11 protein-coding genes and 1 pseudogene are annotated in these 25,114 nt (G+C 73.8%); 5 read left to right on the top strand and 7 right to left on the bottom strand.

The annotated features are described in order from the left end of the window. Positions 1-158 precede the first annotated feature (158 nt). On the top strand, positions 159-767 hold the full coding sequence (locus tag ACF1BH_RS07525) for a HEAT repeat domain-containing protein (protein WP_391641473.1): 609 nt from the start codon (positions 159-161) through the stop codon (positions 765-767). Between the two features lie 910 nt (positions 768-1,677). Here ACF1BH_RS07525 and ACF1BH_RS07530 read toward each other — a convergent pair. Then, positions 1,678-2,220 (bottom strand): GNAT family N-acetyltransferase, encoded by a 543-nt coding sequence (locus ACF1BH_RS07530; RefSeq protein WP_391641474.1) that lies wholly within the window; start codon positions 2,218-2,220, stop codon positions 1,678-1,680. A gap of 262 nt (positions 2,221-2,482) precedes the next feature. Next, a complete protein-coding gene (locus ACF1BH_RS07535; RefSeq protein ID WP_391641475.1) occupies positions 2,483-2,869 on the bottom strand; it encodes a hypothetical protein in 387 nt (128 codons plus the stop codon). Positions 2,870-3,337: 468 nt separating this feature from the next. On the opposite strand from ACF1BH_RS07535, the gene ACF1BH_RS07540 reads away from it, so the two are divergent. After that, the gene (locus ACF1BH_RS07540; RefSeq protein WP_030280444.1) at positions 3,338-3,781 is read left to right on the top strand and encodes an SRPBCC family protein; all 444 of its coding nucleotides are present in this window, start codon (positions 3,338-3,340) and stop codon (positions 3,779-3,781) included. Between the two features lie 190 nt (positions 3,782-3,971). Here ACF1BH_RS07540 and ACF1BH_RS07545 read toward each other — a convergent pair. The 5 genes and pseudogenes from ACF1BH_RS07545 to ACF1BH_RS07565 all read right to left on the bottom strand — a co-directional run. Continuing rightward, positions 3,972-4,643 (bottom strand): annotated as a pseudogene (locus tag ACF1BH_RS07545) (dioxygenase); the annotation flags it as partial. Positions 4,644-4,932: 289 nt separating this feature from the next. Further along, entirely contained in the window at positions 4,933-5,817 is an 885-nt protein-coding gene (locus tag ACF1BH_RS07550; protein ID WP_391641619.1) for a helix-turn-helix domain-containing protein, read from the bottom strand. 290 nt (positions 5,818-6,107) lie between these two features. Then, positions 6,108-6,992: a ricin-type beta-trefoil lectin domain protein gene (locus ACF1BH_RS07555; protein ID WP_391641476.1), complete on the bottom strand. Its 885-nt coding sequence runs from the start codon at positions 6,990-6,992 to the stop codon at positions 6,108-6,110. 41 nt (positions 6,993-7,033) lie between these two features. Further along, positions 7,034-9,709: a right-handed parallel beta-helix repeat-containing protein gene (locus ACF1BH_RS07560; RefSeq protein ID WP_391641477.1), complete on the bottom strand. Its 2,676-nt coding sequence runs from the start codon at positions 9,707-9,709 to the stop codon at positions 7,034-7,036. Next, entirely contained in the window at positions 9,706-23,115 is a 13,410-nt protein-coding gene (locus tag ACF1BH_RS07565; protein ID WP_391641478.1) for a hypothetical protein, read from the bottom strand. Before ACF1BH_RS07565 ends, ACF1BH_RS07560 begins: the two co-directional genes overlap by 4 nt. A 255-nt stretch (positions 23,116-23,370) precedes the next feature. On the opposite strand from ACF1BH_RS07565, the gene ACF1BH_RS07570 reads away from it, so the two are divergent. From ACF1BH_RS07570 to ACF1BH_RS07580, 3 genes are all read left to right on the top strand, one after another. Next, positions 23,371-24,312, top strand: coding sequence for a serine/arginine repetitive matrix protein 2 (locus ACF1BH_RS07570; protein WP_391641479.1), 942 nt, complete (start codon positions 23,371-23,373; stop codon positions 24,310-24,312). Positions 24,313-24,401: 89 nt separating this feature from the next. Then, on the top strand, positions 24,402-24,710 hold the full coding sequence (locus ACF1BH_RS07575; protein ID WP_143940075.1) for a M3 family metallopeptidase: 309 nt from the start codon (positions 24,402-24,404) through the stop codon (positions 24,708-24,710). 54 nt (positions 24,711-24,764) lie between these two features. Beyond that, a complete protein-coding gene (locus tag ACF1BH_RS07580) occupies positions 24,765-25,076 on the top strand; it encodes a hypothetical protein (RefSeq protein WP_391641480.1) in 312 nt (103 codons plus the stop codon). The last annotated feature ends 38 nt before the right edge of the window (positions 25,077-25,114 follow it).

Consider the following 25,114-nt stretch of genomic DNA (forward strand, 5'->3'; position numbering starts at 1 on the left):
GTCACCAGGCCGCCGGAGCAGGGGTGCTGCTCGTTCCCCGAGGTTAACCGGTGGGTAACCGCTGGTCCAGGGGTAGGGCGGGGCTTGTAGCGTGGCGCGGGCCACAGCGGGCGGGCCCGGCGGAGCCATCGGCCGGTCGGCGGGAGAGAGGGCGGCAAATGGAAGAAGAATTCCACGATTTGACGGACCGGGTGCGTGCCGAGCTGCGCACCGCCGACGATCTGGCGGCCTACGAGCGACTGCTCGGCCTCGCCCGCCGCGGCAGCGCCGCCGCCCGCGACGAACTGGCCGCCGTGCTGGTCGCGGTGGAGCGCCCGCTGTGGGCCCGGGAGATCGCCGCCTTCGTCCTCGGCTGCGCGGGCGACACCCGCGCCTTCGAGACGCTGGTCCTGCTGCTCAACTACCGCGACCCGGTGCGGTGCGCCACGGCCGCCCACGCCCTGGCCCGGCTCGGCGACCCACGCACCGCCCGCGCGGCCGCCGCCCTCGCCACCAATCCGCTGCGCACCGCCTACGCCCTGCACCCCGTCCGGCTGCTGGCCGAACTGCGGGCCCCGCAGTCCGTACCGGCGCTGATCGCCACCCTGGAACGGCTGACCGCCCCGCACGCGCCGTACTGGCGCGTCGCCCTGGCCTGCGTCGAGGGCCTGGGCGCCCTCGGCGACCGGCGCGCGGTCCCCGCCCTGACCACGGCGACGGGCCACCCACGGCTGGCGGCTGCGGCTGCGGCGGCGCTGGCGCGGCTCGGGGAGCCCGGGGGAGCGTGACGAGCGGGCGTACTCTCGGCTCATGCCTGCCAACTTGGGCGACCGGCTCAGGGAAGTCCGCAAGCGACGGGGCAAGACACAGCACGAGTTGGCCCGCGATTCCGGTGTGTCCTTGTCGGCAAGCGGTCGAGACGTTGGTGGGCGTCCGCGACGCCGCTCCGGAGTGGCTGCCGAACCAAGCGGTACGCCCGTGACATCCTCGGCCGCGTCATGGCCGGACGACGGACCCTCACGGGGAAATGCGCGCTCTCGCCGACGCCGTGGGGCTGCCGGTGTAACGCCTCGTGGCACTTACCGCCGGGCGCGGGCAGGACTGCCATTACTGCTGGTCGGAGGGGTCTCTAGCGTCGAGTGGCATGACAACCAAGCCGATCGGGGACTGCCCCCGCCCTGTTGATCTGCCGCTACGGATGGACCGCGAACCGGCCCCGGTCGAGGGTGCGGGCAGTGTGCCGAACTGGCTGCCATACGGTCCCGGGCGCGTGCCGGGGTGACCTGTCGGCTGTCGCCGACGGCAACGTGCTCATGAACCGGCACTTGCGGAGGCATCAGTGATCCCCCGGGAGAGCGGAGCCGCACCGGTGGCCGGGGCACGGTCGTTGCTGACGCTCCGCGTGTCCCGGGACGGCGGCCGCACATGGAGCACTGAGAAGGTCATTCGCGGTGGGGAAATCTGCCTCCGATGACGTCTGCCGTGTGGCCGCCGTGTAGCTGCCCCAGATGCGGTAGGCGTACGTAGCGCCTGTGTCCGTTGGAACGGTCGCGTCTTGGTGAGGGTGAACGGAACAGCCGGGCAAAGCCGGTGGCGCGGCTTCGCCCGGGGCTGGCCGGTGAGCGTGCACGGACCTCGTGAAGGGGCGCTTGACCGGGGGCCGACCGGCCCAGGCATGAGACGACGCCCCCCGCCGCCTCACCCCAACATCCGCCGATACCGCAGCTCAGGGACGGGAACACCGTCCATCTCGTCCGTCTGTTCCGTGCCGTCCGGGGTGAAACCGGCGCGTGCGTAGAACCGCCGGGCGCGGGTGTTACCGCGCACCACCCACAGGCGGAGCTCGCCGAATCCGGCCTTGCGGGCGTGCTCCAGCGCGGCGGTCATGAGGGTGCGGCCGATTCCTGTGCCGATCCGCTCCGGCGTGACGTACAGGGCGAACAGTTCGCCGACGGGGGCGGGCGCGGGGCCCGGGCCGTCCGGTGTGGGGCCCACGCACGCCCAGCCGACGACCGTGCCCGCCCGCTCCGCCACCAGATCGAGGACCGCGGGCGACCGCCGCCGCAGCCGGGCCCGCTGCGCCGCCGCCTGCTCCGGGATGCTCAGCGCGTCCAGATACGCCCGCGGCATCAGCCCCTCGTACGCCGCCTGCCAGCCACGTACCCGCACCGCGGCGACCACCTCGGCATCGCCCTCACCCATCTCCCGGACGCGCACCGGCGCCCTGCGCTCTCTCGTCATGCCGGGACGGTAGGGCGTCCGGGCGGATGGGGCATGTCCTTTTCCGGTGGCCCGGTGGCCCGGTGGCCCGGTGGCCCGGTGGCCCGGTGGCCCGGTGGTCCGGTGGTCCGGTGGGAGGCGGAGGGTGAGCGGGGCGAGCCGCCAGGGGGCCTTTTTGTTTTTCCGGGGCGGACTTGGGGCCGGAGCTATGGAGCCAGGAGCCGCCGGCCCGCGCGCCACGGCGCGGCCGACGGCTCCCGCCGCCTCATGGTGATTCAGCGGCCTACTTCCACCAGCCGCTCCAACTGCCGCCGATGGAACGCTGGTTGTGCCACATCTCGCCGTCGGTGCCCCGGGCGCTGACGTCGAGCGCCCGGGAGTCGGGCTGGTACTTGCCGAGGTGGGCGGGGCCCGTCCAACTGCCGCCCATGGACTGCCAGCCGCCCCAGTTGCCGTTGCCGTCGGTCCATCGGGTGTACATCGCCGTGTCGGTGCTGATGGCGAACTCCTGGCGCACGCCGTCGTCGAACTTCCAGCCGGCCACGGTGAACTCGCAGATGACAGGGAGCCCCGCCACCTTGCAGTCGCTGGCCTGCGCCGGAGCCGCGGAGACGGCGATACCGGCCACTGCGGTGGCGGCGAGCAGCGCCGCCTGCACCTTCTTCAACATGATCGGCCTTTCGGTGGTGTTCCGATGCCCCGGAGCATCGGGGCGGAAGACGGGTGGGGACATCCACTCCCGCCTTCTGTCACCCTCCCGCTCGGAGCTGGCGCTTCTCTCACGTTTCGCTGATGCGCCTCTTGCCCCAATCCCTGCCTGCCCTGCCGTACACCTGGAGGGGCCGGCGAGGGCTTGCCGGTCCGCTGTACGCCGGGAGCGGCGCGACGTCTACCGGCCCGGGACGAGTTTCGGAGACGAAAGCGCGCGGGGTGGTCATGCTCGGCAAGTCCGCTTGCCGCCGGAGGAGCGCATCCATGGGTTCCGTGCCTACGCCTCGGCGGTTCAGGGGAAGAGGGCGCTCGTTTGATTGGTTCGGTTGCGGCGGATTTTGGGCGGGTGGCCCCGGGATGGTTGGCTGAGCGCGCACCGCGGGACCGCGCTGGGCAGGACCGCGCCGAAAAGTGGAGGACAGCACACATGGGTCAGGTCGAGGCCGTCACCGAGCGGGAGATCGCTGCGGACCCGGAGGACGTGTTCGACGCGCTCGCGGACTACACCGGCACCCGCGGCAAGCTGCTGCCCGAGCAGTTCAGCGAGTACGAGGTCCGTGAGGGCGGCGACGGCAAGGGCACGCTGGTGCACTGGAAGCTCCAGGCGACCAGCAAGCGGGTCCGCGACTGCCTGCTGGAGGTCGACGAGCCGACCGACGGGCAACTCGTCGAGAAGGACCGCAACTCCTCCATGGTCACCACCTGGGTGGTCACCCCGGCGGGTGAGAAGCGGGCCAAGGTCGTCGTCACCACCACCTGGCAGGGCGCCGGCGGTATCGGCGGCTTCTTCGAGCGGACCTTCGCCCCCAAGGGCCTCGGCCGGATCTACGACGCGATTCTCGCCAATCTCGCCACCGAGACGGAGAAGTGAGCGACACGGCTTCCGGCGGCGTACGCTGCCGCTGATCCGGCGGGCCCGCGCACGGGCCCGCCGGGCACCACGCTCCGGCGGTGGGTTCCCGCGCCTCGTGCAGGGCGCGGGAACCCACCGCCGGTTTCCGTGCGGTGTCCGGGCCGGACGCCGCCGCGGGTCAGCCGCGTGGCCGGGGTGCGGCCCCGGACACCTGGAGGGCGAAGTCGAACGTCGCCTCCTTGCCGTCGCCCGCGTCCCGCACGTTCATCAGGAGCGCCGGGTCGAAGATCGGGTCGGTGTTGTTGCGCGGCTCGCCCGGGAAGTAGAGCTGCGTGGTGAGGATCGGGCCGCCCGGTGCCTGGACCTTCACATGGAGGTGGCGGGTGCGGCCCGGGTAGAGCCCCGGCACGATCGTCGTCAGGGTGAACCCGCCGCGTGCGTCGGTGAACTGGTGGCCCCGGAAACGGAATCCGGTGTTGTCGTAGGCGCCGCCGTCGTCCGCCTGCCACCAGTCCAGCAGGACGTCGGCGAGCGGGGTGCAGGACAGCCCGAAGACGAAGCCGCTCACCGTCAGCGGTGTGCCCTGGGTGCCGGGCTCGACGAGTGAGTCGCGCAGCGGGGAGTTGGGCTTGAAGTACGGGCCCTCGATCTGCGGCGGCGTCGGGTCGTCCCCGTCGTCGCAGTAGGGCGTCGGGGCGAGCGGGCCGTCGGCCGGCTTGCGGTCGCGGGCCAGCGCGACCCCGCCGAGCAGCATCGTCGCCGGTACGGCCGCGACGGCGGCCCTGAGCACGTTCTTCCGGCTGATCGGACGCGAGGGCCGGTCGGCACCACCGTCCGGTGCGGCGTCCGGCCGGAGGTCCTGACTGCGGTCGTCTTCCATCGCGCGCTCCTGGGGGAGAGGGGTGGGGGAGAGGGGAGTCCGGTGGGGGTGACGGCGAGGGCCGTACGGAACGGATCGCTGCGGGCGGCGGGCGTCCCCGCCGTCCCGCCACATGGTCCGGACCATGTGGTGCGGGCCGATGACGACAGACGGTAGGGCAGACGGCGCGGGGCGTTCGAGGGACTGGACGCGGGGGTCATGGTGAATTCCGCAGCTCGGTCCCCCCGGACCGCGGCCCGCCGTGTCCCCGCTCCGTTCCGGACGCCACCGGCCCGGCCCCCGGCCGGGGTCACGCCTCCGCGCCCTCCGGCGCCGTCGTGCCGCCGGTGGCCCGGCCCCGCGCCGTACCGCTCGTCGCGCGGCGGAAGTCTCCGGGGCTCACCCCGGTCTCGCGGCGGAAGAAGCGGCAGAAGTAGGCCGGGTCGGCGAAGCCCAGCCGGGCGGCGACCTGGGCCACGCTCAGGCCGCTGCCGGACAGCAGGCGCTTCGCCTCGACCGTCTGGGCGTGCCGGATCAGACCGCCCGGCGTCCGCCCGGTGCTCCGCTTGACCACCTCGGTCAGATGGCCCACCGAGACGCCCAGCTCCTCGGCGTACGAGCGGACCGTGCGGCCCGCGGCGCCGGGGCGGGCCAGCAGGGCGGCGAACTCCCGGGCCAGTGGCGGCGTCCGGCCGGTGCCCGGCGCCGGGCCGGACGCGCCGGGCAGCCGCAGCGCCTGGGCGATCAGGATGTGCAGCTGCGCCTGGAGCACCGAGGTGAAGCCGTCGGCCCGCTCGCCGTGCTCCCGGACCATCTCCGCCACCAACGACGCGATCCGCGGCGCCGCACCGGCCGTCACCCGCAGCCCCGGGCAGCCGCCGAGCGTCGCCAGCGCGTCCCGGTCGCCCGGGTGCGCCAGCAGGAAGTCCTCGGTGAAGAGGATGACCCAGCCGTGCAACTGCGCCACCTGCTCCCAGTGATGGACCTGCCCCGGCACGATCACGCTCAGCTCCGGGGGGCGCAGCGGTCGCCGGACCAGGTCCACGACATGGGCGCCGCGGCCCCCGGTGACGTAGGCGATCTCGTGGAACGAGTGCCGGTGCGGGAAGCTCGCGCGGGCGAGCGGGCCGATCGTGTCGAACGAGCCGATCGCGAAGGGGAGGAGGTGCGGCGTGGGCACATCGAGGCGGTGCAGGGGCACCGGATCGTCGTGGCGGGGGCCGTCGTTGACACCGCCGCGCGGGACGAAGACGTCGGGTGCGGGGCCCGCCGCGCGGCCACCGCGCGCCGGCCCGGCCTGTTCGCTGCGTCTGGGCACGCCCTCACCCTACGAACCCCCGCAAGGCCCGGAGCCCGGCCAGCGAACCACCCCCGGTCGGCCAAGAGCACGTAAAAACACGGGAGTTGACCGGGGGCCGTACGCCACCGGGCGCGGAGGGGCCCCCGCGCCCGGTGTGCGTCGGGCGGTGCCGCCCGGTGGCCGGATCAGGTCGGCACACTCCACTTCTGCGCCGGGTTGCCCGAGCAGTTGGCGATCTGGACGCGCGTGCCGTTCGAGGCGTTGGCGGCGCGGATGTCCAGGCACTTGTTGGCCGGCAGATTCACCAGGTCGTGCGGGGCGCCGGAGAAGATCCACTGCTGCGACGGACGGCCGTTGCAGTCCCACAGATGGATCAGCGAACCGTCCGACGTGGCGTTGTCCGCGACGTCCATGCACTTGCCGTACGCGCGCACCGTGCCGTCCGACGCCATCGTCCAGCGCTGGGCGGGCATGCCGTTGCAGTCGTGGACCTGGATGGGCGTGCCGTTGGCGCGGTTGCCGTTGGCGACGTCCAGGCAGATGCCGTTCATCCCGGTGATGGTCCCGGTCGGGCCGGTGACCTTCGGCGACCGCGCCGGGTGCTGCTTCGCCCCGCCCGTGGACGGCGGGTCCGCAGCCACCCCGCCGTTCCGGCCAGGCGCCGGCGGGTTCGGGGTGTCCTGGGTGTGCGGCGGGGGCGCCTGGCGCGCGGGCCGCCCGGCCGGGGGCGCGTCGTCGTGCTTCCTGCCGGGCGTCTCCGTGGCCTCGGCCTTCTTCGTCGCGCTCGGCGACGGCTCGGCCTTCTTCGACGCCTCGGGCGACGGGGTGGGCACCGCGGCGGCGGCCACCCGGGTGTCGTCGGCGCTCATCTGCAGCCCGCGCTGGGCCAGCGGCCCGAGCACCACGGCTCCGGCGACCAGCGCGACGGTCGAGCCGAGCGCGATCCACACCCGGCGCTCGGGCAGCAGCCCGATCCGGGTCCGGCCCGGGTCGCGGGCGAACGTACGGGAGAAGCCGCCGGGCGGCTCCTTCGACGGGGGGTTGGGGGAACGGGGGTTGTCCGGTGGCACGGGGACCTCCGAGTAGAAACGGACGGGGAGGGAGGAAGGCTTCAGAGGGTGAGGGCGCTCTCCGGGAGATCGAGCGGGGAGAGCTGCATCAGGACGTCGGCGTCCGGCGCCGCCAGCTCGGAGACGCGCATCGCCTGCCGCTCGGTCATCTCCTGGAAGACCTGACGCGCGGTGCGGCCGTTGCCGAAGCGGACGGTCCGCGGGATCGCCGCGAAGTGGCCCGACAGCGCCTGGCGCGCCTCGTCGGTCAGCTTGTACGCGTGCCGCTCCGCGTGGTGCTCCACGATGTGCACCAGCTCGTCGGAGCTGTAGTCCTCGAAGAGCAGGGTGCGGGAGAACCGCGAGGACAGACCGGGGTTGGAGCCGATGAAGCGGTCCATGTCGTCGGGGTAGCCCGCCGCGATGACGACGACCTCGTCGCGCTGGTCCTCCATCAGCTTCACCAGCGTGGCGATGGCCTCCGTACCGAAGTCGTTCCCGGCGGTGGCCGGGGCCAGCGAGTACGCCTCGTCGATGAAGAGCACCCCGCCGCGCGCCCGGTTGAACGCCTCGGTGGTCTTCGGACCGGTGTGGCCGACGTACTCACCGACCAGCGCGGAGCGGTCCACCTCCACCAGATGCCCGACGGCCAGCAGCCCCAGCGCCTTCAGCAACCTGCCGTACAGGCGCGCCACCGTCGTCTTACCGGTGCCGGGGTTGCCCGCGAAGACCAGATGGCGGCTGAGGGGCGGCGCCGGCAGCCCGGCCTCGCGGCGGCGCCGGACCGTCTGCATCAGCTTGACCATGCCGCCGACATCGCGCTTGACCCGCTCCAGCCCGACCAGTTCGCCCAGCTCGGTCAGCAGGTCCTCCAGCGACTCCGGCTCCGCCTCGGGCGCGCCCTCGTCGGCCAGCTCCTCGGTCTCCTCCGGCTGCCCGGCGCCGGACGCCGGGCCGGGCGGCTGACCGGACGCGCCGGGCCGGGCGGGCGCCGCCGGGCCGGGGCCCGCGGCCGTCGCGGTCGGCAACGCCGACTGCTCCACACCGTGCGCCGTGCAGTCCTCGAACACCGGGGCGGCGCCCTCGGCGGTGCCCAGGTCCTGGGCGCAGTCGAAGACCCGGCAGCGGACGAAGCGCGGCTCGGCCCGCTCGCCGATGTGCAGCGCGGGGAAGGCGGTGGCGCGGATGTCGCAGTACGTGAAGGTGCCGGACGCGTCGTCGCCGACGAGGACGCCGTTCTTCCCGGCGGTGTCGATGCGCACGCCGGTCACCGCGCAGTCGGTGTCCTTCCACAGCACCAGCGCGGTGCCGCCGGCCCGGAAGACCCCGCCGCCGTCCATCCGCAGCCGGGCACCGCCCGCGACCGTCACGCCCGCGCTGCCGACGTCCGCGATCCGGGTGCCGGTCAGCCGCGCCCGCGCGCCCGGCCCCAGCTCCACACCGGCCTTGCGCTGTCCGGCGACCGTGCTCTCCGTCAGCTCCGACTCCTCGGCCGACAGCAGCCGTACGCCGCTCTCACCGCCCGTGATCCGGCAGCCGGTCAGGGCCACCGCACCGGCCACCGCCACCTGTACCCCGCACATCGCGGCGTCGCTCAGCGTGGTGTCCGCGGCACGCACCCGCGCCTCGTCCGTGACGACCAGCGCATGCTCCTCGCTGCCCGTGATCCGGCAGCCGGTCAGCTCACCGCGGGCCCGCTCGCCCAGGTGCAGCGCGCTGAAACCGCTGCCGGAGACCGCACAGTCCGCCAGGGCCAGCGCGCTGTCGCCCAGCGCCAGCGCGCCGTTGGCCGCCGGGGCCACCACCCGGCAGTCCCGCGCGGTCAGCCGGGCGCCGCCGCCGGTGACCAGGCCGCTGCCGCCCGGCGTCGCGATGCGGCAGCCGGTCATGTCGACCCGCGCCTCGTGCTCGGCCTGCGCGCCGGAGCCCGCGGCGCCCTCCACCAGACAGTCGTCCAGCAGCACCTGCGCGGTGTCCTGTGCCAGCAGGCCATGACGGCCCGGACCGGTCAGCCGGGCGGCGCGCACCGCCAGCCGGGTCGCGCCCCGGGCACGCAGCGCCGACCCCGAACTCCCGGTGATCCGCAGCCCGTCGGCGACCACCCGTGCGGTGCCCGACAGCACCACACCGATGCCGTCGACCGAGGTGATCACGGTGTCCTCCAGGCGCGCCCGGCCGTCGCCGCTGACATGCAGCGCGGCATGGCGGGCGCCGTGCAGCCGGGTGCGGCGCAGCAGCAGCACCCCGCCGGTCGTCGGATCCTGGAGATCCTCCACCAGATCCGCGCCGAGCGCGCCGTGCAGCGCCGCCAACCGGGCGGCCTCCTCGGCCGGTTCGGCCTCCGGCGCCTCCGGCGCCTCCGGCGCCTCCGGCGCGTCGGGCCGGCCCAGCACCTCGATCCGGCCGTGGCTGAGCGCGCACTCCTCCAGCACCAGCCCGGCCGCGTCCTCGACCCGCACCAGCGCCTCCGCCGGATCGGTGCCCTGGAGCGTCAGCTGCCGTACCGCGCAGTCCGGTGCGGCGACGCTCAGCGCCGGGCCGTGCGCCGGACGGATCTCGACGGTGCCGGGCCCCTGTTCGGGGACGAGCACCACCCGGCGCTCCAGCCGGACGTTCTCCGGGTAGGCGCCCGGCGCGACGGCGATCACCGCGCCCGCGGGGACGGCCGCCACCGCGTCGGAGATCGTCCGGTGGGCACCGCGCCCCCGGGCGGCGACGCGGTACACGGGGTTCGTCATGACGTGCTCTCCTGCGGGTCGTGCGGGGCGGGACCGGGCTGCTCCGGGGCGGGCTGCCGCCACCACGGCGGATCGGCGTCCCGCAGCGCGGGGGTGAGGACCAGCCCGCCGAACATCTTGTCGGCGAACTTGCTGATGCCGCCCACCAGGAACAGGTCCGCCAGGCCCTGCCGATGGTAGAACCTGCCCGCGGCCGACTGCTGCAGCAGTGTCTTGCCCGCCCCGAAGGTGAGGCCGCCCGCGAGCCCCGACGCCATCCCGAGCCCGCCCTCGCGCAGCGCGTCCGCCCCCGAGAGATGGACGAGGTTGCCGTTGGCGTCGTACACCCCGAAGATCGCGGCGCTCGCGGCGCCGGTGACGAAACCGGAGACCAGACCGGAGGCGATGCCGACGCTGAAGTCGTACGTACCGGCGCGCCAGCGGGTGACCTTCTCGTTGCCCGCCCACTCCGTCGACCAGGTGTCGTCGGAGGCCGGGGGCCGGGCGAACGGTTTGCCGGAATCGACGTTGCTCATCCCGGTCTTGAGGGTGCCGCCGCGCCCGGCCATGTTGTGCAGCCCGCTCACGCCGATCTTCACGGTGGAGCCGACCGCCGCGCCGAACGCCGCCTTGGCCACGTCCGTCCAGCTGAACTCCCGTCCCGAGATCTCCGCCGCGACGGCGTTGACGATCAGGCCGACGGTGAAGTCGAGCGTGAACTCCTGGATGAACTCCACCAGCGCCTGCGTCGCCGCCTTCTGGACGAACGGCGTGTACAGCGATTCGCCGTTCACGGTCTTCGACCACTCGAAGCGGTTCGGCTCGCGCAGCATCCGGCTGCCGCCTCGGAACTCGGCGGCCCAGCCGCGGAAGTCGTTCTCCCGGCCGGCCAGCGTCATCCGGCCGAAGCTGTCCTTCTCCCAGACGTACCCGGCCATCGTCCGCTCCGACAGCAGCGTGGTGCCGTCGGCGCCGCCGTAGCGCCGCCACTGCTTGTTCCACGCGTCGGACTCCAGGAACGTCCCGTCGTCCAGCGCGGTACGCGTCCGCACCGCCACGCCGTTGTCGAACTCCCGCCACTCACCTGCCTTGTACTCCGCGTCCGGTGTCGCCCGGTGCTCGCGGACGCGGAGGGACGGGTCGCCGAAGTGGTCCTGGAACGCCGAGCCGGAGCGCGGCACCGGCGGGATCTCCTGGACCACGTCGCCACCGGCGCTGTCGCGCCACAGCGCGCCCTTGCGCCAGTCGTCCAGCGGGTTGCCGCGGGCATCGGTCCAGGTGCGGATCCGGCCGCCGGTACCGTCGCCGAACTCCAGGATGTGACCGTCCTTGCCGGTCTTGTTCCAGTGCCACACCGGCGGCTCGCCGTCGCGTCCGGCCACCCGCCAGGCGTCGACGAACGTGCCGTCGTCGAGCACCCGGTGATCGCGGATCAGCCGGCCCGCGGCGTCGAAGTCCTGGTACGAGGAGCCGTCCCAGTACCGGCCGGTGCCCCCGCCCGCCGACTGGACCCGGACACCGGACTCGCCGCCCGCCTCCCAGGTGATCTTTGCGGCGCCGGGGCGGCCGCCCGCGGTGACCTCGATGCCCGCGCCGCCGTCGCCGCCCGGCCAGGTGTCGCGGCGCGCCACGATCTCGCCGTGCTGGTCGGTGCGGATCCAGTCGTCGCCGGGCCCGGCCGCCACCGCGTCGTCGGCCGCGGCGCGGGGCGGGGTGCGGTACTCCACGACGGTGCCGTCGGCGAAGCCCTCCCGCGCCACGCGCCACTCCCCGGCGCCCGGTGTGAACCAGTCGCCGTCGGCCGCGCCGGGGCGGTAGCGGTCCTGCCACACGAGCCCGCCGTGCCCGCGGTCGCCGCCGCCGGTGCCGGTGAAGTCGTCGGGGTGGAAGGTGCGGTGGCCCTTGAGCCCGTCGTCCCCTGCCGACCAGGGCAGATAGCCGTCCCGGGCGGTGGCGCCGGCCGGCAGCTCCACATCGCCGACGGTCAGCTTCGAGCCGTCGGAGAGCGTGGAGGTGGCGCGGACGACGGTGCCGTCCGAGGCCACGTCGAGCGTCGAGCCGTCCCGGCCCACCAGCCGCACACCGGTCGTCGCGGGCGCGTCGGCACCGGCCGGCGTGGACTTCCAGGTGTGCACCTGGAAGCCGTTGTCGGCGCTGAGCCAGCCCTTCCCGGCGAAGGTGCGGTGCTCGACGGAGGAGAGCAGCTGACGGACCCACGACGGCGGGCGCTGCTCCATGAGGCGGTGGGTCTCCAGGAAACCGCCGTCCTTCAAGGTGGTGCCCGCGGCGTTCTCCTTGCCGTGCGCGGAGTGCGAGACCCAGTCCCGCTTCAGGGTGCCGTCGGCCGCCATCTCCCGCTGGACGTACCGGCGGTTGCTGTCGGCGTGCAGCCGCCCGAACCGCTCGTGGACGGTCTCGGTGAGCCCGGTCCGCGGGTCGGTCAGGGTATCGGTCCAGCCGCGCCCCGGGCTCCACGTCCGCTCGCCCTGGGCGAGGTGCCGGTACTCGGCGTCGTAGCGGTGCCAGGTGGTGGGGCGGCCGGTCAGGCCCTGGGTGAGCGGGTTGCGGTCCAGTTCGGCGAGGACATGGCCGCCGTCGGGGTTCTCCCGCCAGTGCCGTACGCGGGTGGTGCCGTCCATGTCGTACCAACTGCGGCCGCTGGTGCCGAAGTGGCGGTGGCCGTGGCGGCCGGCGGTGCCGTCGGCGAGGATCTCCTGCCAGTCGCTGCGCTGGTGGCCGAAGCGGGCGAAGCCGGTGGCGCCGGTGGGCCGCTGGGCGTCCAGATGGCCGCCGCCGGGCAGCGGGCGCCGCTCGAAGACCTCGGCGCCGCTGTGGCTGAGCAGCTGCACCCGGCCCTCGCCGAGGCCCTTCTCGCCGACGGTGCCGGAGTCGAACCACCTCGCGGTGGCACCGTCCGCCCGCTCCGCGGCGCCGGGCACGACCCGCTTCCAGGTGGCCTTCGCGGCGTCCGCGCGGTCGGCGGGCGGCGCCGGGAAGTCCACCTCGAAATGGTGGCCGGGGAGCGGTGCGCCGTGGTGGACGACATTGATCCGCATCTTCTCCGGGCTGCCGTCCGCCCGGTACAGGGTGAACTCGCCGCGGCGCAGCGGCCCGGAGCCGTTGACGCGGAACCCGCCACCGGGCTGCCGGACGACGTGGACGCCGGTGGCGTCGAGGTGGGCGTCGAGCAGTTCGTCGGAGCCCGCGCGCAGGAACCGGCCGCCGGGCGCGTCGGCGAGCCGCACGGCGTCGTACAGGTGGTTCCCGGCGCCGTCCGCGACGTGGAAGGTGGTGCCCTCCGGGGTGACGACACGGGTCACCGTGCCGTCCGCGGCGACCAGCCGGAACCCGCCGTCGCCGTCCTCGACCCGGAAGCCGCCGCCGGGCCGGGCGCGGGCGGTGAAGCCCTCGGCCCGCCGGAGGTCGGCGCCGAGGACATCCACCGCGCCGTGCGCGTACGACCGCAGCGACTGCCCGGCGGCGCCAGGGGCGTCCGGGAGGCGCAGCGCCCGGAACTCGAAGGCGCCGGAGGCGTCGAAGACGTGCACCGCGGTGCCGTCGGTCACCCGGAAGCCGTCGCCGTGCACGGCGACGTCGGTGCCGGGCAGCGGGGTGCCGTCGGCGGTGTGCAGCGGTCCGGACGGGGCGGGCGCCGCGCCGCCGGGCCGGGTGAGCGGCCGGTGGACGAAGCGCGTCGCGCCGTCCGCGTCGGTCAGCCGCACCAGGTCGTGCAGGTGACCGCCCTGCCGGTCGAAGACCTGGTGGCCCTGGGCCGTGGAGACGCGGAGGTGGTCGCCGTACGCCTCGACGCGGGCGCCCGGCACCGGTGTGCCGTCGCCGAACCGCAGGACAGGGCCGTGGGGCGTCTCCACCACCGTGCGGTAGAGCGTCAGCCCCTCCGGGGTGTGCAGCGACACCGCGCGCGGGGCGCCGGTGCCCGCGGGCGCCCCCGGCGGCGGGGCGCCGTGCGGCGGCGCGGCGGGCGGCGGCGCCTGGTGCACGGCCGGCGCCGGCGGCGGGGTGTGGACGGCCGGGACACCGGCCTGGTCCAGGGGCTGCATCTCGTGCCACTCGCCCGGCCGGGTCGAGCGTCCGGCGCCGCCCACCAGCCGGGGGCGTTCCTTGAGGGAGGCGTCCAGGAGGTCGTCCAGCCGGGTGCGGACCGTGTCCGGGTCCATGCCGTGCGCCCGGAACGCGTCCCGGGCCTCGTCGAACCGGGTCTGCGCGGTGTGCAGATCGGCGCGGGCCCGCTCGCCGACGCTGGGGCCGTGCGAGGAACCGTCGGTGCGCCCGCCCTGCGTGTCGAGGTGGAACCGCGCCTGATCGAGGTCGATCTGCGCCCGTTCGACCTCCGTCCAGGCGTCGACGCGGGCCCGGACGGCGTCCTCGGAGTCGCCGGGGCGCCGGAAGACGTCGAGCCGGGCCTCGGACTCGCGCACCCACGCGGCGTCCAGCTCCGCGCCGGTCGGGCGGGAGGCGTGGACGGAGGGGACGGTGCCCTCCGGGAGCTTGCCCGCGGCCTTGGCGCTGAGGCCGCCGGCGGGGCCGTCGCCCGGGTGGTGGCCGCCGGTGGACGGCGTGAGGCCGTCCACGGCACCGGTCGCGGGTGCGGACGGTGCGCTGTGCGAGGGCTCCCAACTGGCGGGCTTCGGCAGGTTGGTGAACTCGTCCGCGTTGTGCAGCACGCCGCCGCGCAGGTCCGCGGCGATGGCGCGGAAGTCCGTACCGCTCCAGCTCTTCGCCATCAGCTTCGCGCCGTCCGGGCCCGTGAGGGTGAGGCCGACGCGGTTGTCGCCCGGCTGGTGGGTGACAGTGATGGTCAGTTCGTCGGGGGAGCCGGGCTTGCTGACGGTGAAGGTCTTCACCAGCCCGTCCTCGCTGAGCGACGGGCGCACGGTGACGTCCTCGAAGCCCCGCCACCGGACGATGGAGGACTGGTCGAAGGCGCGGCCGAAGTCGGCGAACGCATCGCCCGACGGCAGTCCGGGCCACTCCTGACGCATGACCGCGGCGAAGTCGTCCGGGGAGATCGCCTCGGCGCGCACCGGCACGACGGTCAGCCCGCTCTCGACGCGCGTGGGGCCGGTGCGGATGAGCGTCGTCGGGGGGAGGGTGATCTCCCACTGGTCGGGGCTGCGCGGGATCGGGGCACCCGAGGCGACGTGGTCGAAGTGCGGCGGATAGGCCATGGCGAGCTTGCCGTGGCCCGCCGGGACCTGGATCTCGAAGACGACACGGTTGCCCAGCTCCAGGCCCTTGGCCCATTCGTGCTGGAACTCGAAGGTGTTGGACGTGGAGATCGGCAGCCGCTCGGTGAAGGTGTGCGCCGACTGGCTCGCCGGGTCCATGGAGACGCCGCGGTAGACCGTCAGCTCCTTGTCGGCCCCCTCGAACAGCAGGTCCTGCGTGGCGCGGTGGAAATTCCGCACGCTGTTCAGGAGCTTGTCGTCCGCCGCCCCTGGCTTGAGGAAGCCGCCGTAGCCGCGCTTGGAGGTGAACGAGCCGCCGATGACGTCCCGCATCAGCGCGGCGAGCGCCCCGTCGGCCTGCGCGCGGGCGAGGTGGCGGTGGGCGACGTCGACCAGGGCGGTCCAGTTCTCGGCGGCTGCGCCGCTGAGCCCGGCCGCGGCCGGCGGGGTGTCGGTGCGGGGCGCCGGGACCGGCGGCGCGTCGTGGAAGGCGCCGTCGGACCAGAGATAGCGCTGCGGTCCGGAGGAGGTGGCGACGACGATGTGGCCGTCCTCGACCTTCGTCGGCAGGCCGTGGCCACCCGCCGGGTCCGTCAGCGGCGCCGGGCGGGGCCCGTCGAGGTGCGGTGTGGTGGTGACGGTGGACCCGTCGAGCGGACCGCCGCGCAGGACGATGTCCTCGCCCGCCGGGGTGAGCCGGTTGCCGAAGCCGACCCGGTAGTGCCAGGTGCGGACGGTGGCGCCGCCCGGCGCGTCCAGCAGATCGACATGGAACTGCTTGTTCCGCGGGCTGAAGTCCTCGGCGTGCATCACGAGCAGACCGCCCGCGTCGTCCCCGCCGCGGAACTGCGGCATTCCGCCGCGCGGCGCCTCGACGACCGTGCCCTTGCCGAACGGCAGCTCCTTTTGGTGGGGCCCCAACTCGTCGCCGCTGCCACCGGGCAGCCGCGGGCGTTCCTTGAGTGAGGCGCTCAGCAGATCGTCCAGCCGGGCGCCGACCGCGTCCGGGTCCATACCGTGCGCCCGGAAGGCGTCCTTGGCGAGATCGAGGCGCTGTACCGCCGCCTCGTGGCCGAGCCGCGCGTGCTCGCCGACGGTGAAGCCGTCGGAGCCACCGGCGCCGTTGCCGCCCTCGGCATCGAGGTGGAACCGCGCCCGGTCCAGCTGCTTCTGCGCCCGTTCGACCTCCGTCCAGGCGTCGACGCGGGCCCGGACGGCGTCCTCGGAGTCGCCGGGGCGCCGGAAGACGTCGAGCCGGGCCTCGGACTCCCGGGCCCAGAGCGCGTCCAGCTCCGCGCCGGTCGGGCGGGAGGCGTGGACGGAGGGGACGGTGCCCTCCGGGAGCTTGCCCGCGGCCTTGGCGCTGAGCCCACCGGCGGGGGCGTCGTCCAGGTGGAGGCCGCCCACGGAGGGGAGGTCGCCGGCCGCGCCGGGCGGGCGGTCCCAACTCCCCGGCTTCGGCAGGTTGCTGAACTCCTCCGCGTTGTGCAGCACCCCGCCGCGCAGATCCGCGGCGATATGGGTGAAGCCGGTGCCGCTCCAGCTCTTGTCGAGCAGCTTCTCGCCGCCGGGGCCGGTGAACGTCACCCCGACGCTGTTGCTCCGCGGGCTGTGGGTGACAGTGACGGTCAACTCGTCCGCGTACCCCGGCTTGCCGACCGTGAAGGTCTTCACCAGCCCGTCCTCGCTGAGCGAGGGGCGCACGGTGACGTCCTCGAAGCCGCTCCAGCGGACGATCGAGGGCTGGTCGAAGGCGCGGCCGAAGTCGTCGAAGGCGGTGCCCGACGGCAGGCCCGGCCACTCCGCCTTGATGACGGCGGCGAAGTCGTCCGGCGCGATGGCCTCGGCGCGCACCGGCACGATCGTCAGGCCGCTGCCCGGATCGACCCGGCTCGGCCCGGTACGCACCAGCGTCGTCGGGGCGAGGGTGATCTCCCACTGGTCGGGGCTGCGCGGCGCCGGGTTCGCGCCGTGGTCGAAGTGCGGCGGGTACGCCATCGCGAGCTTGCCGTGATCGGCCGGGACCTGGATCTCGAAGACGACGCGGTTGCTCACCACACCGTTCTTCGCCCACTCCGGCTGGAAGTCGAAGGTGTTGGACGTGGAGATCGGCAGGCGTTCGGTGAAGGTGTCGGCCGCCTGGCTCGCCGGGTCCATGGAGACGCCGCGGTAGACCGTCAGCTCCTTGTTGGGCCCCTCGAACAGCAGGTCCTGCGTGACGCGGTGGAAGTTCTCCACCTTCGCCAGCAGCGCCCCGTCCTCCAGCTTCGACGGGATGACGAAACCGCCGTAACCGCGCTTGGAGGTGAACGAGCCGCCGATGACGTCCCGCATCAGCGCCGCGACCGTGCCGTCGGTGTCGGCCCGCCCGAGGTGCAGCCGGGCCACGTCGATGAGGGCGTTCCAGTTCTCCGCGTACCGCCCGGTCAGACCGGCGGCCGCGGGCGGCGCGCCGGTGTGCGGCGCGGGGACCGGCGGGGCGTCGTGGAACGTGCCGTCGGACCAGAGATAGCGCTGCGGACCGGACGGCGAGGCGACGACGACATGCCCGTCCTCGATCCTCACCGGCCAGGCGTGCCCGCTCGCCGCGTCCACCACCGGTGCCGCCGTGGACTTCCCCAGCTTCGACGTCGTCGCGACCGTGAGCCCGTCGAGCGGCCCGCCGCGCAGCGCGAGGTCCTCCCCGCCGAGGGTGAGGCCCAGCCCGCGCTGGTAGTGCCAGGTGCGGACGGGGCTGCCGCCCGGTGCGTCCAGCAGCTGGACGCTGAACCGGGTGTCGGCGGCGCCGCCGTGGACGACCAGCCGGTCGCCGAACTCCTCGGCGCCCGCGAGCGTCGGCACCTGGCGGCGCGGGGCCTGGACCACCACCCCGTCCAGCCCCGGCAGGTCCTTCTCGAACCGGCCGCTCGCCTGTGCGCCGCCGAGCAGCCGCGGGCGGTCGGCGAGCGAGAGGTCGTCCAGGGCGCGCAGCTCGTGCGCGACGGTGTCCGGGTCCATGCCGAGCTGCCGGAAGCTGTCCCGGGCGTGGCCGAGCCGGTTGGCCGCCGCATCGAGGTCGATCCGGGCCTGCTCGCCGACGGTCGGGCCGCCCGAACCGCCGTCCCCGCGGCCGCCGTGCAGATCGAAGTCCAGCTGTGCCCGGTCGAACTCCCGCTGCGCGCGCTGCACCTCGCCCCAGGCGCCGACCCGCGCCTCGACCACGTCGTCGGAGGCGCCGGGGCCGCGGAAGACGTCGAGCCGGGCGTCGGACTCCCGTGCCCAGATCGCGTCCAGCTCCGCGCCCGAGGGACGGGAGGCGTGTACGGCGGGGTCCGGGAGCCGGCCCGGCGCACCGTGCGCCTCGGCGGCGCCGGGGGAGCGCGGCACCTGCGCATCCGCGGAGCCGTGCCAGCCGTCGGGCAGCGGCAGCGGCTTCATCACCTCGTTGTTGTGCAGCACCCCGCCCCGCAGGTCCTGCCCGAGACCGCGGAACTGCTGCTGGTCGAAGGTCCGGTCGGAGAGGAGTTTGCCGTCGGCGTCGGTGAACGTGAGACGGACGGATTCCTGCTCCGGCAGGTGGGTGATCGAGAGGGTGAGATCGCCGGAGTGGCCGGGCTTGGAGATGGTGACCGTCCGCACCAGGCCGTTTTCGCTCAGCTCGGAGCGGGCGACGGCGCCCTCCAGCCCCTCCCAGCGGCCGACGGAGCCCGGTTCGAAGGCGCGCCCGAAGTCGTCGAAGGCGGTGCCCGACGGGAAGCCGGACCACTCCTCCTCGATGAACTTGGCGAAGTCGTCCGGCGCGATGGCCTCGGCCCGCACCGGCACGATCGTCAGGCCGCTGGCGGGGTCGATGCGGTTGGGCCCGGTACGCACCAGTGTCGTCGGCGGGAGGGTGACCTCCCACTGGTCGCTCTTGGGCGGCGCCGCGCCCGCCCCGGCGTGGTCGTAGTGCGGCGGGTAGGACATGGCGAGCTTGCCGTGGTCGGCGGGGACGTCGATCTCGAAGACGACGCGGTTGCTCACCACCCCGTTCTTCGCCCACTGCGGCTGGAACTCGAAGGTGTTGGACGTCGAGATCGGCAGCCGCTCGATGAAGGTGTCCACCGTCTGGGCCGCCGGTTCCATCGAGACACCGCGGTAGACGGTGATCCGCGAGTTGGCGCCCTTGAACAGCAGGCCCTGGGTGACGTCGTGGAAGTTCTTCGTGTGGCCGACCAGGTCGCCGCGGACCAGCGCCTCGGGGTCGACGAAACCGCCGTAGCCGCGCTTGCCGGTGAAACCGCCGCCCATGACCTTGTTCATCATGGCCTCGACCGTCTTGTTGACGGCCGCCTCGTCCAGATGCACCCGGGCCAGGTCGACGAGCTTGCCCCAGTTGGCGGCGGCGTCGCCGGTCAGGCCCGCGGCGGCCGGCGGCGGGTCGGTGTGCGGCGCCGGGAGCGGCGGGCCCTCCCGGAAGGCGCCCGACCAGTGGTAGGTCTGCGGTCCGGCGGGCGAGGCGATGGTGATCTCGTCCCCGTCGATCCGCACCAGCCAGGTGTGCCCGTCCGAACCGAGAGGCGCCGCGACCGCCCCGGTCGGCTTCGCGGTGGTGGGGAGGGTGGCGCCGTCGAAGAAACCGCCGCGCAGGACGACGTCCTCGCCGCTGAAGGCGAGCGGCCCGAAGCCGCGCTGGTAGCGCCAGCCGCGGACCGGGCTGCCGCCCGGCGCGTCCAGCAGCTGGACGGTGAACTCCCGGTCGGCCGCGCCGCCGTGGACCACCAGCCGGTCCCCGAGGGCACCGGCGTCGAGGATCTCCGGGACCTTGCCGCGCGGCGCGCTCACCACCGCGCCCTCGATGCCCGGCAGCGGCCGCTCGAACCGGCTGCTCGGCACCGCACCGCCCAGGAGCCGCGGACGCTCCTTCAGCGACGCGGCATCCAGCGCGTCCAGCTTCCGGGTCACGTCGTGCGGGTCCATGCCGTGCGCCCGGAACGCGTCCTCGGCGTCGCCCAGCGCCTGCTCGGTGGCGCGGAAGTCGGCCAGCGCCTGCTCACCGACGGACGGGCCGGACGACGGACCGTCGATCCGGCCGCCGACCGCGTCCAGCCGCCCCTCCGCCGCCGCATGGTCGATCCGCGCCTGTTGCACCCGGTCCCAGGCGCCCAGCCGTGCCTCCAGGTCGCCGGGGAGATCGCCCGGCCTGCGGAACACGTCCATCTTGGCGAGCGACTCGTCCTTCCAGCGCGCGAACGGATCGGGCGCCCTGCCCTTCCCCTTCCCGCCGGTCCCGGCCCCGTCCGGACCGCCGAGGCCGAGGCCGTCGGTCCGGCCGTGCGGTGCGTCCGGCACGGCGATGTGCCCGGTGCCCGGGCGGACGACCCCGGCGCCCGGGACATCGATACCGCCCGCGCCGTGCGCGACCACCGGCGTGGCCGCGGCGTCCGGCGCGGTGGCGCCGTGGCCGGGCGTACCGGCGCCGGGCACCTCCGGCAGCTTCGGCTCCGGCACCGCGGCGGTCACCGCCCCGGCGGCCGGGGCCTCCACGTGGCCCGGCACGGCGCCCGGTCCGTCGAGCGCGCCGTGGCCGGGCGCCGGTACGGTCCGCCCGACCGGCCCGCCGAGGTCCCCGACGAACCCGCCCTGCGGGGTGCGCACCGGACCGCCCACCACGGGCACCTCGGGGTGCGCCGCGGCGGCGGGCGGCGGGGTGATGCCGTGCGCGGTGGCGCCCGGCCGCACGGCCGGCGGGGCCAGGTGCTCCCCGGCAGCCGGCGGCGTCACCCCACGCGCGGCGGGCGGCGGGGTGACGCCGGTGGTCCCGGCCGCGGGCACGTCCACGCCGTGCGTGACGGTGCCCGGCGGGGTGATGCCGTGCGTGACGGTGCCCGGCGGGGTGATGCCGTGGGTGGCGGCGGCCGGCGGCGTGATGCCGTGGGCGCCCGTCACCGGCGGGGTGACGCCGTGCGTGGCGACGGTCGGCGGGGTGATGCCGGAGACGTCCACCCCGGCGCCGATACCGCGGCCCGCGCCGATGTCCGCGATCCGCCCGGCGCCCGCGTTGACGGCGGCGGACGGCAGCTCGCTGTGGGGCAGCCCGTGCACCGGACCCGGCGTCACCGAGCCGGTGGCCGGGAGGTGGATCTCGCCCGGCGCGGTCACCGCGGGGGCGGTGGTGCCCGTCGCGGGCAGGTCGAGACGGCCGACGGACGGCGCAGGCACCGGGGTGTGCGCCCCGGTGGCCGGGATGTCGAGGTGTCCGACGGTGGGCATCGCCCCCGGCGTCAGGGAGCCGGTGTGCAGATCGACGGTGCCGACCGCCGGCACGCTCGGCGTCTCGACGTGGCCGAGATCGACCAGGCCCGCGGACGAGCCGTGCGGCACCGAGGCCGAGACCGACGGCAGATCGAAGGAGCGCAGCGCCGGGACGTCCGCGATCCGCGCACCCGAGCCGATGGCGCCCAGATCGCCCAGCCCCTGCGAGACGTTGAGGTGCCCGGAGGAGACCGACCCCAGGCCGTGCCCGCCCAGCCCGGTCACCCCGCCCGGCGCCGTCACGCCGGACAGCCCGCCCTGCGGCGAGAGGTGCGAGACCGGGCCCGCGGTCGGCAGTTCGCCGAGCACGCCGGAGTGGCCGAGGTTCGACAGCCCGCCGAGCGACGAGTCGAGCCCGCCGAGCCCCTGTACCGACGGCAGGTTCAGCCCGCCGTGCAGTCCGCCCAGGCCCTGCACCGACGGCATCGAGATCCCGCCGTGCAGCCCGGCGCCCATGCCCTCCAGCTTCGGCATCGACAGATGCGGGGTGCTCAGCCCGCCCATCGAACCGTCGAAGTGCATCGTCGGCGGGGCGCCCACGCCGTGCATCGACAGCGACGGCGAGAACGATCCGGGACCGGCGAAGTTCCCGGTCCGCATCACCGTGAGATCGCCGATCGGGTCGATGTGCACCGACGGGACGGAACCGCCGCCCGCGCCCGCGAGATGGTTGATCGGACCGGCGCCGCCCAGCAGCCGCCCGCCCGCACCGACCGCGCCGAAGCGGTACTTGCCGAACACACCGCGGTCGATGAAGCCGATCTTGAGCGCCTTGCCGATGCCCAGCGCCTGGATCTCGGCGGCGTCCACCGGCAGGATCAGCCGCAGCGCCTTGAAGCCGGACAACCCGTTGACCACCGACCTGCCGCCCGCGACCAGCCCGGAGCCGATCCACTTCGCCGCGTTGCCGATGCCCTTCATCCCGCCGTACGCCAACGCCCCGGCGAGGTGCAGCCCGTTGATGCCCGCGGGCAGCATCAGCGGCAGCGCCTTGAACGGCGTGACGATGTGGAAGGTGCCGTTCATGCCGGTGAAGATCCGGCCGCCGAAGCCGGGGATCTTGGTGAACGGGGTGTGCGTCCACAGGCCGTTCAGGCCCCGGCTCCAACTCGCCGCACCCCGCGCGAAGTCCTTCGCGCCGAAGAACAGATGCAGCGACATGTTGAGGATGTTGCGCCCGGTGAAGACGTTCTTGAACGAGCTGAACGCCGTCTTGACGCCGCTGATGCCCTTGGCGGCCAGCCCGCGCAGGCTCTGGAACACCTTGGTGATCTGCAGGCCCTTGGTGCTGGGCGCGATCATGCCGAGTCCGGCCAGCAGCAGGTCCAGCGCGCTGGCGTCGCCGTTGGCGAAGTCCACCGCGGTCTTGATGAAGATGGCGACGTTCAGCGCGACGGCGAACAGCGCCACCGGACCGCCCACGATGATCGCCGGGATGATCAGGATGATCGCCAGCCAGCTGAGCGCCTTCATGATCTCGTCGCAGGCGTCGATCGGCGAGGCGATCTTGTCACCGGCCGCGCGCACCGCACGCGCCGCCGTCTTGGACGCCTCCTTCTGGATGTCCCCGGCGTCCTTCGCCGTCGATTTCAGCGAGTCCCGGCCGTCCTCGTCGTCCTCGGCCAGCCCCTTGGCCTGCTGGAGCGCGGCGTCCGCCCGGCCCTGCTGCTCCTCCATGACGGCCTGGTACGTGCGCAGCGCGCTCTGCACGTCCTCCTGCGCCTCGCGGAACGTCGAGACGAACTTGCGCAGTTTGCCGTCGATGACCTCGCGCAGCGCATCACCGGTCTTGCCGACGAAGGCGCCGTCCGTGGTGTTCTTCACCTCGGTGAGCCCGTCGTCGATCTTGTCGGCGAGATCGACCAGCTCCTGCTGGGACGCGATGACCTCCCGGATCCTGGCCGCGTCACCCGGGGTCGGGTCCGAGTCCAGGCCCAGGGCGCTCCAGTCCGTTTCGCGGGGCAACGACGTACCGGCCTTCCTTGGACGGCTGCCGCGGGCGGCGCGGCAGGGTGGGGTGCGGGCAGTTCGGGCCCGGGTCCGCCGGCGGGCGGCCCGGCGGGGAGAAGGGCCTGTACGCATTACACGCACCACGGCCCCGGGAGGTTCACCGTCCTGCGCGGTAATTCCGCTTCGGGGTGAACCATCGGGCCGGCCCGTGCGTGGGAGGAGTGCAAGGTATTGCTTCCCGCCGCCCGGCCGCAGGCCCCAGAGGTGCCCATGCCCGACTTCTCCATCGACTACGAGCTGCTCAACCAGGTACAGACCCGGATGCGTCAGCTGGCCGACACCGCCGACTCCGGCGGTGCCAAGGGTGCGCTCAAGACCCTGACGGAGTCGACCGACGACGCCCGGAGCGTCATGGGCTTCAGCGACCTCGGCGCCGCGATGTACGCCTTCTCGCACCGCTCGGCGAGCCGGGCGAAGGACGCCAAGGACGGCCTCAACAAGCTCGCCGACATCTTCGAGTCGGTGTCCGACAACTACTTCCAGGTCGACGCGGGCATGGCGGACAGCGCCGGGGTGATGGGCGCGAGCCTCGGCCTCGACGACTGGAAGCACAAGAAGGCCGCCTGGGACCAGTGGGACGAGGACACCAAGGCGTGGAACGACTACCTGAAGGAGATCGGCGCGTCCGACTACTTCAAGGAGCACCCCAAGGCCGACATCAACGAGGTGTGTTCCGCCGTCGACGGCGCCCCCGCCTGGTGCGAGCGGTACAACAACGACAAGGACGTGCCCCCGCAGCCCGGCGACCACCCCGAGGGCGAGCGGCCCGGCGACACCCCGCCCACCGAGAAGACCATCACCACCGACTCGGGCAGCACCCACGTCAAGGTGACCCTCGACGACGACAACAACGTCATGACCGAGGAGTCCACCGTCACGATCGGCTCCGGCGCCGACGAGCAGAAGTACACGAACAAGACGACGTACGACTCCGCGCCGCAACCCATCACCCTGAAGAACGGCAAGACCTTCGACGCCCGTGACTACACCACGGTGACGACCGGGCCGGACGGTTCGGAGACCACCAGCCGCTACGTCATCAACGACGACGGCAGCGGCACCATGACCGTCACCACGGACGACGAGACCACGACCTACACCCGCTCCTCCCCCTTCGGCGACGGCGCCGAATGGAAGGAGAAGGACGACTGAGCCGCGCCCCGCGCGCCGTCCGTCCGCCCCCGGGGCCCCGCCCCGCGATCCGAAGCCCCCGTACGACATCCCGTCACCAAGGAGAGATCTTGGCCGCCAACATCAGCCTCGACTTCGCGGAGATCGAGCGCGTCTCGAACCTTCTCAAGAACAGTGCCGACAACACCCTTGTGCCCCGGATGACGGAGGCCAAGAACGAGGTCGACACGATGCTCAACTCCACGCTGAAGTTCAACAACTCCAGCCCCGCCCTCCAGCAGTCCTACGAGAAGCTCACGCAGTCGCTGACCGACGCGACGCAGAGCATCAAGGACTTCGCGGAGCAGTTCGAGAAGATCGTCCAGTCGATGCGGGACATGGACGACGAGATGGCGAACAAGATCCGCTCCAGCGGCTGACGCCCCGCCGCCCCGCGGCACCCCGCAACCCGACCGCATTTCCCGGAGGAACACATGGCGCAGGACGTCTTTCTCGACTACGACGACATCAAGCGTGTCGCCAACACCATGGAGAACAAGTTCACCGACATCGCCAACGAGCTGGGCGATCTGGAGAACACGGTGAGCGCGCTGCTCAAGGACGGTCTCGTCTTCGAGCAGTCCAGCCCGGCGCTCGAAGAGGCGTACCAGGCGTTCAGCAAGCAGATGAAGGAGTCCTCGGCGAACATCAAGGTGTTCGCGCAGTCCTTCACCGACATCGTCAAGTCGATGACGGACTCCGACAGCCAGATCGCCGCCGGCGTCCGCAGCAGCTCCAAGGGCTGACGGCCCCACGCGCACGGGCCCGGCACCCACCGTGGGTG

It is taken from the genome of Streptomyces sp. NPDC014733 (assembly GCF_043083385.1).
Classification (GTDB): Bacteria; Actinomycetota; Actinomycetes; order Streptomycetales; family Streptomycetaceae; genus Streptomyces.

Excerpts from the sequence above, each read along its gene's own strand:
- ACF1BH_RS07530 (WP_391641474.1), bottom strand. The coding sequence starts at position 2,220 with ATGACGAGAGAGCGCAGGGCGCCGGTGCGCGTCCGGGAGATGGGTGAG.
- ACF1BH_RS07525 (WP_391641473.1), top strand. The coding sequence starts at position 159 with ATGGAAGAAGAATTCCACGATTTGACGGACCGGGTGCGTGCCGAGCTG.
- ACF1BH_RS07560 (WP_391641477.1), bottom strand. The coding sequence starts at position 9,709 with ATGACGAACCCCGTGTACCGCGTCGCCGCCCGGGGGCGCGGTGCCCAC.
- ACF1BH_RS07580 (WP_391641480.1), top strand. The coding sequence starts at position 24,765 with ATGGCGCAGGACGTCTTTCTCGACTACGACGACATCAAGCGTGTCGCC.
- ACF1BH_RS07535 (WP_391641475.1), bottom strand. The coding sequence starts at position 2,869 with ATGTTGAAGAAGGTGCAGGCGGCGCTGCTCGCCGCCACCGCAGTGGCC.
- ACF1BH_RS07570 (WP_391641479.1), top strand. The coding sequence starts at position 23,371 with ATGCCCGACTTCTCCATCGACTACGAGCTGCTCAACCAGGTACAGACC.
- ACF1BH_RS07540 (WP_030280444.1), top strand. The coding sequence starts at position 3,338 with ATGGGTCAGGTCGAGGCCGTCACCGAGCGGGAGATCGCTGCGGACCCG.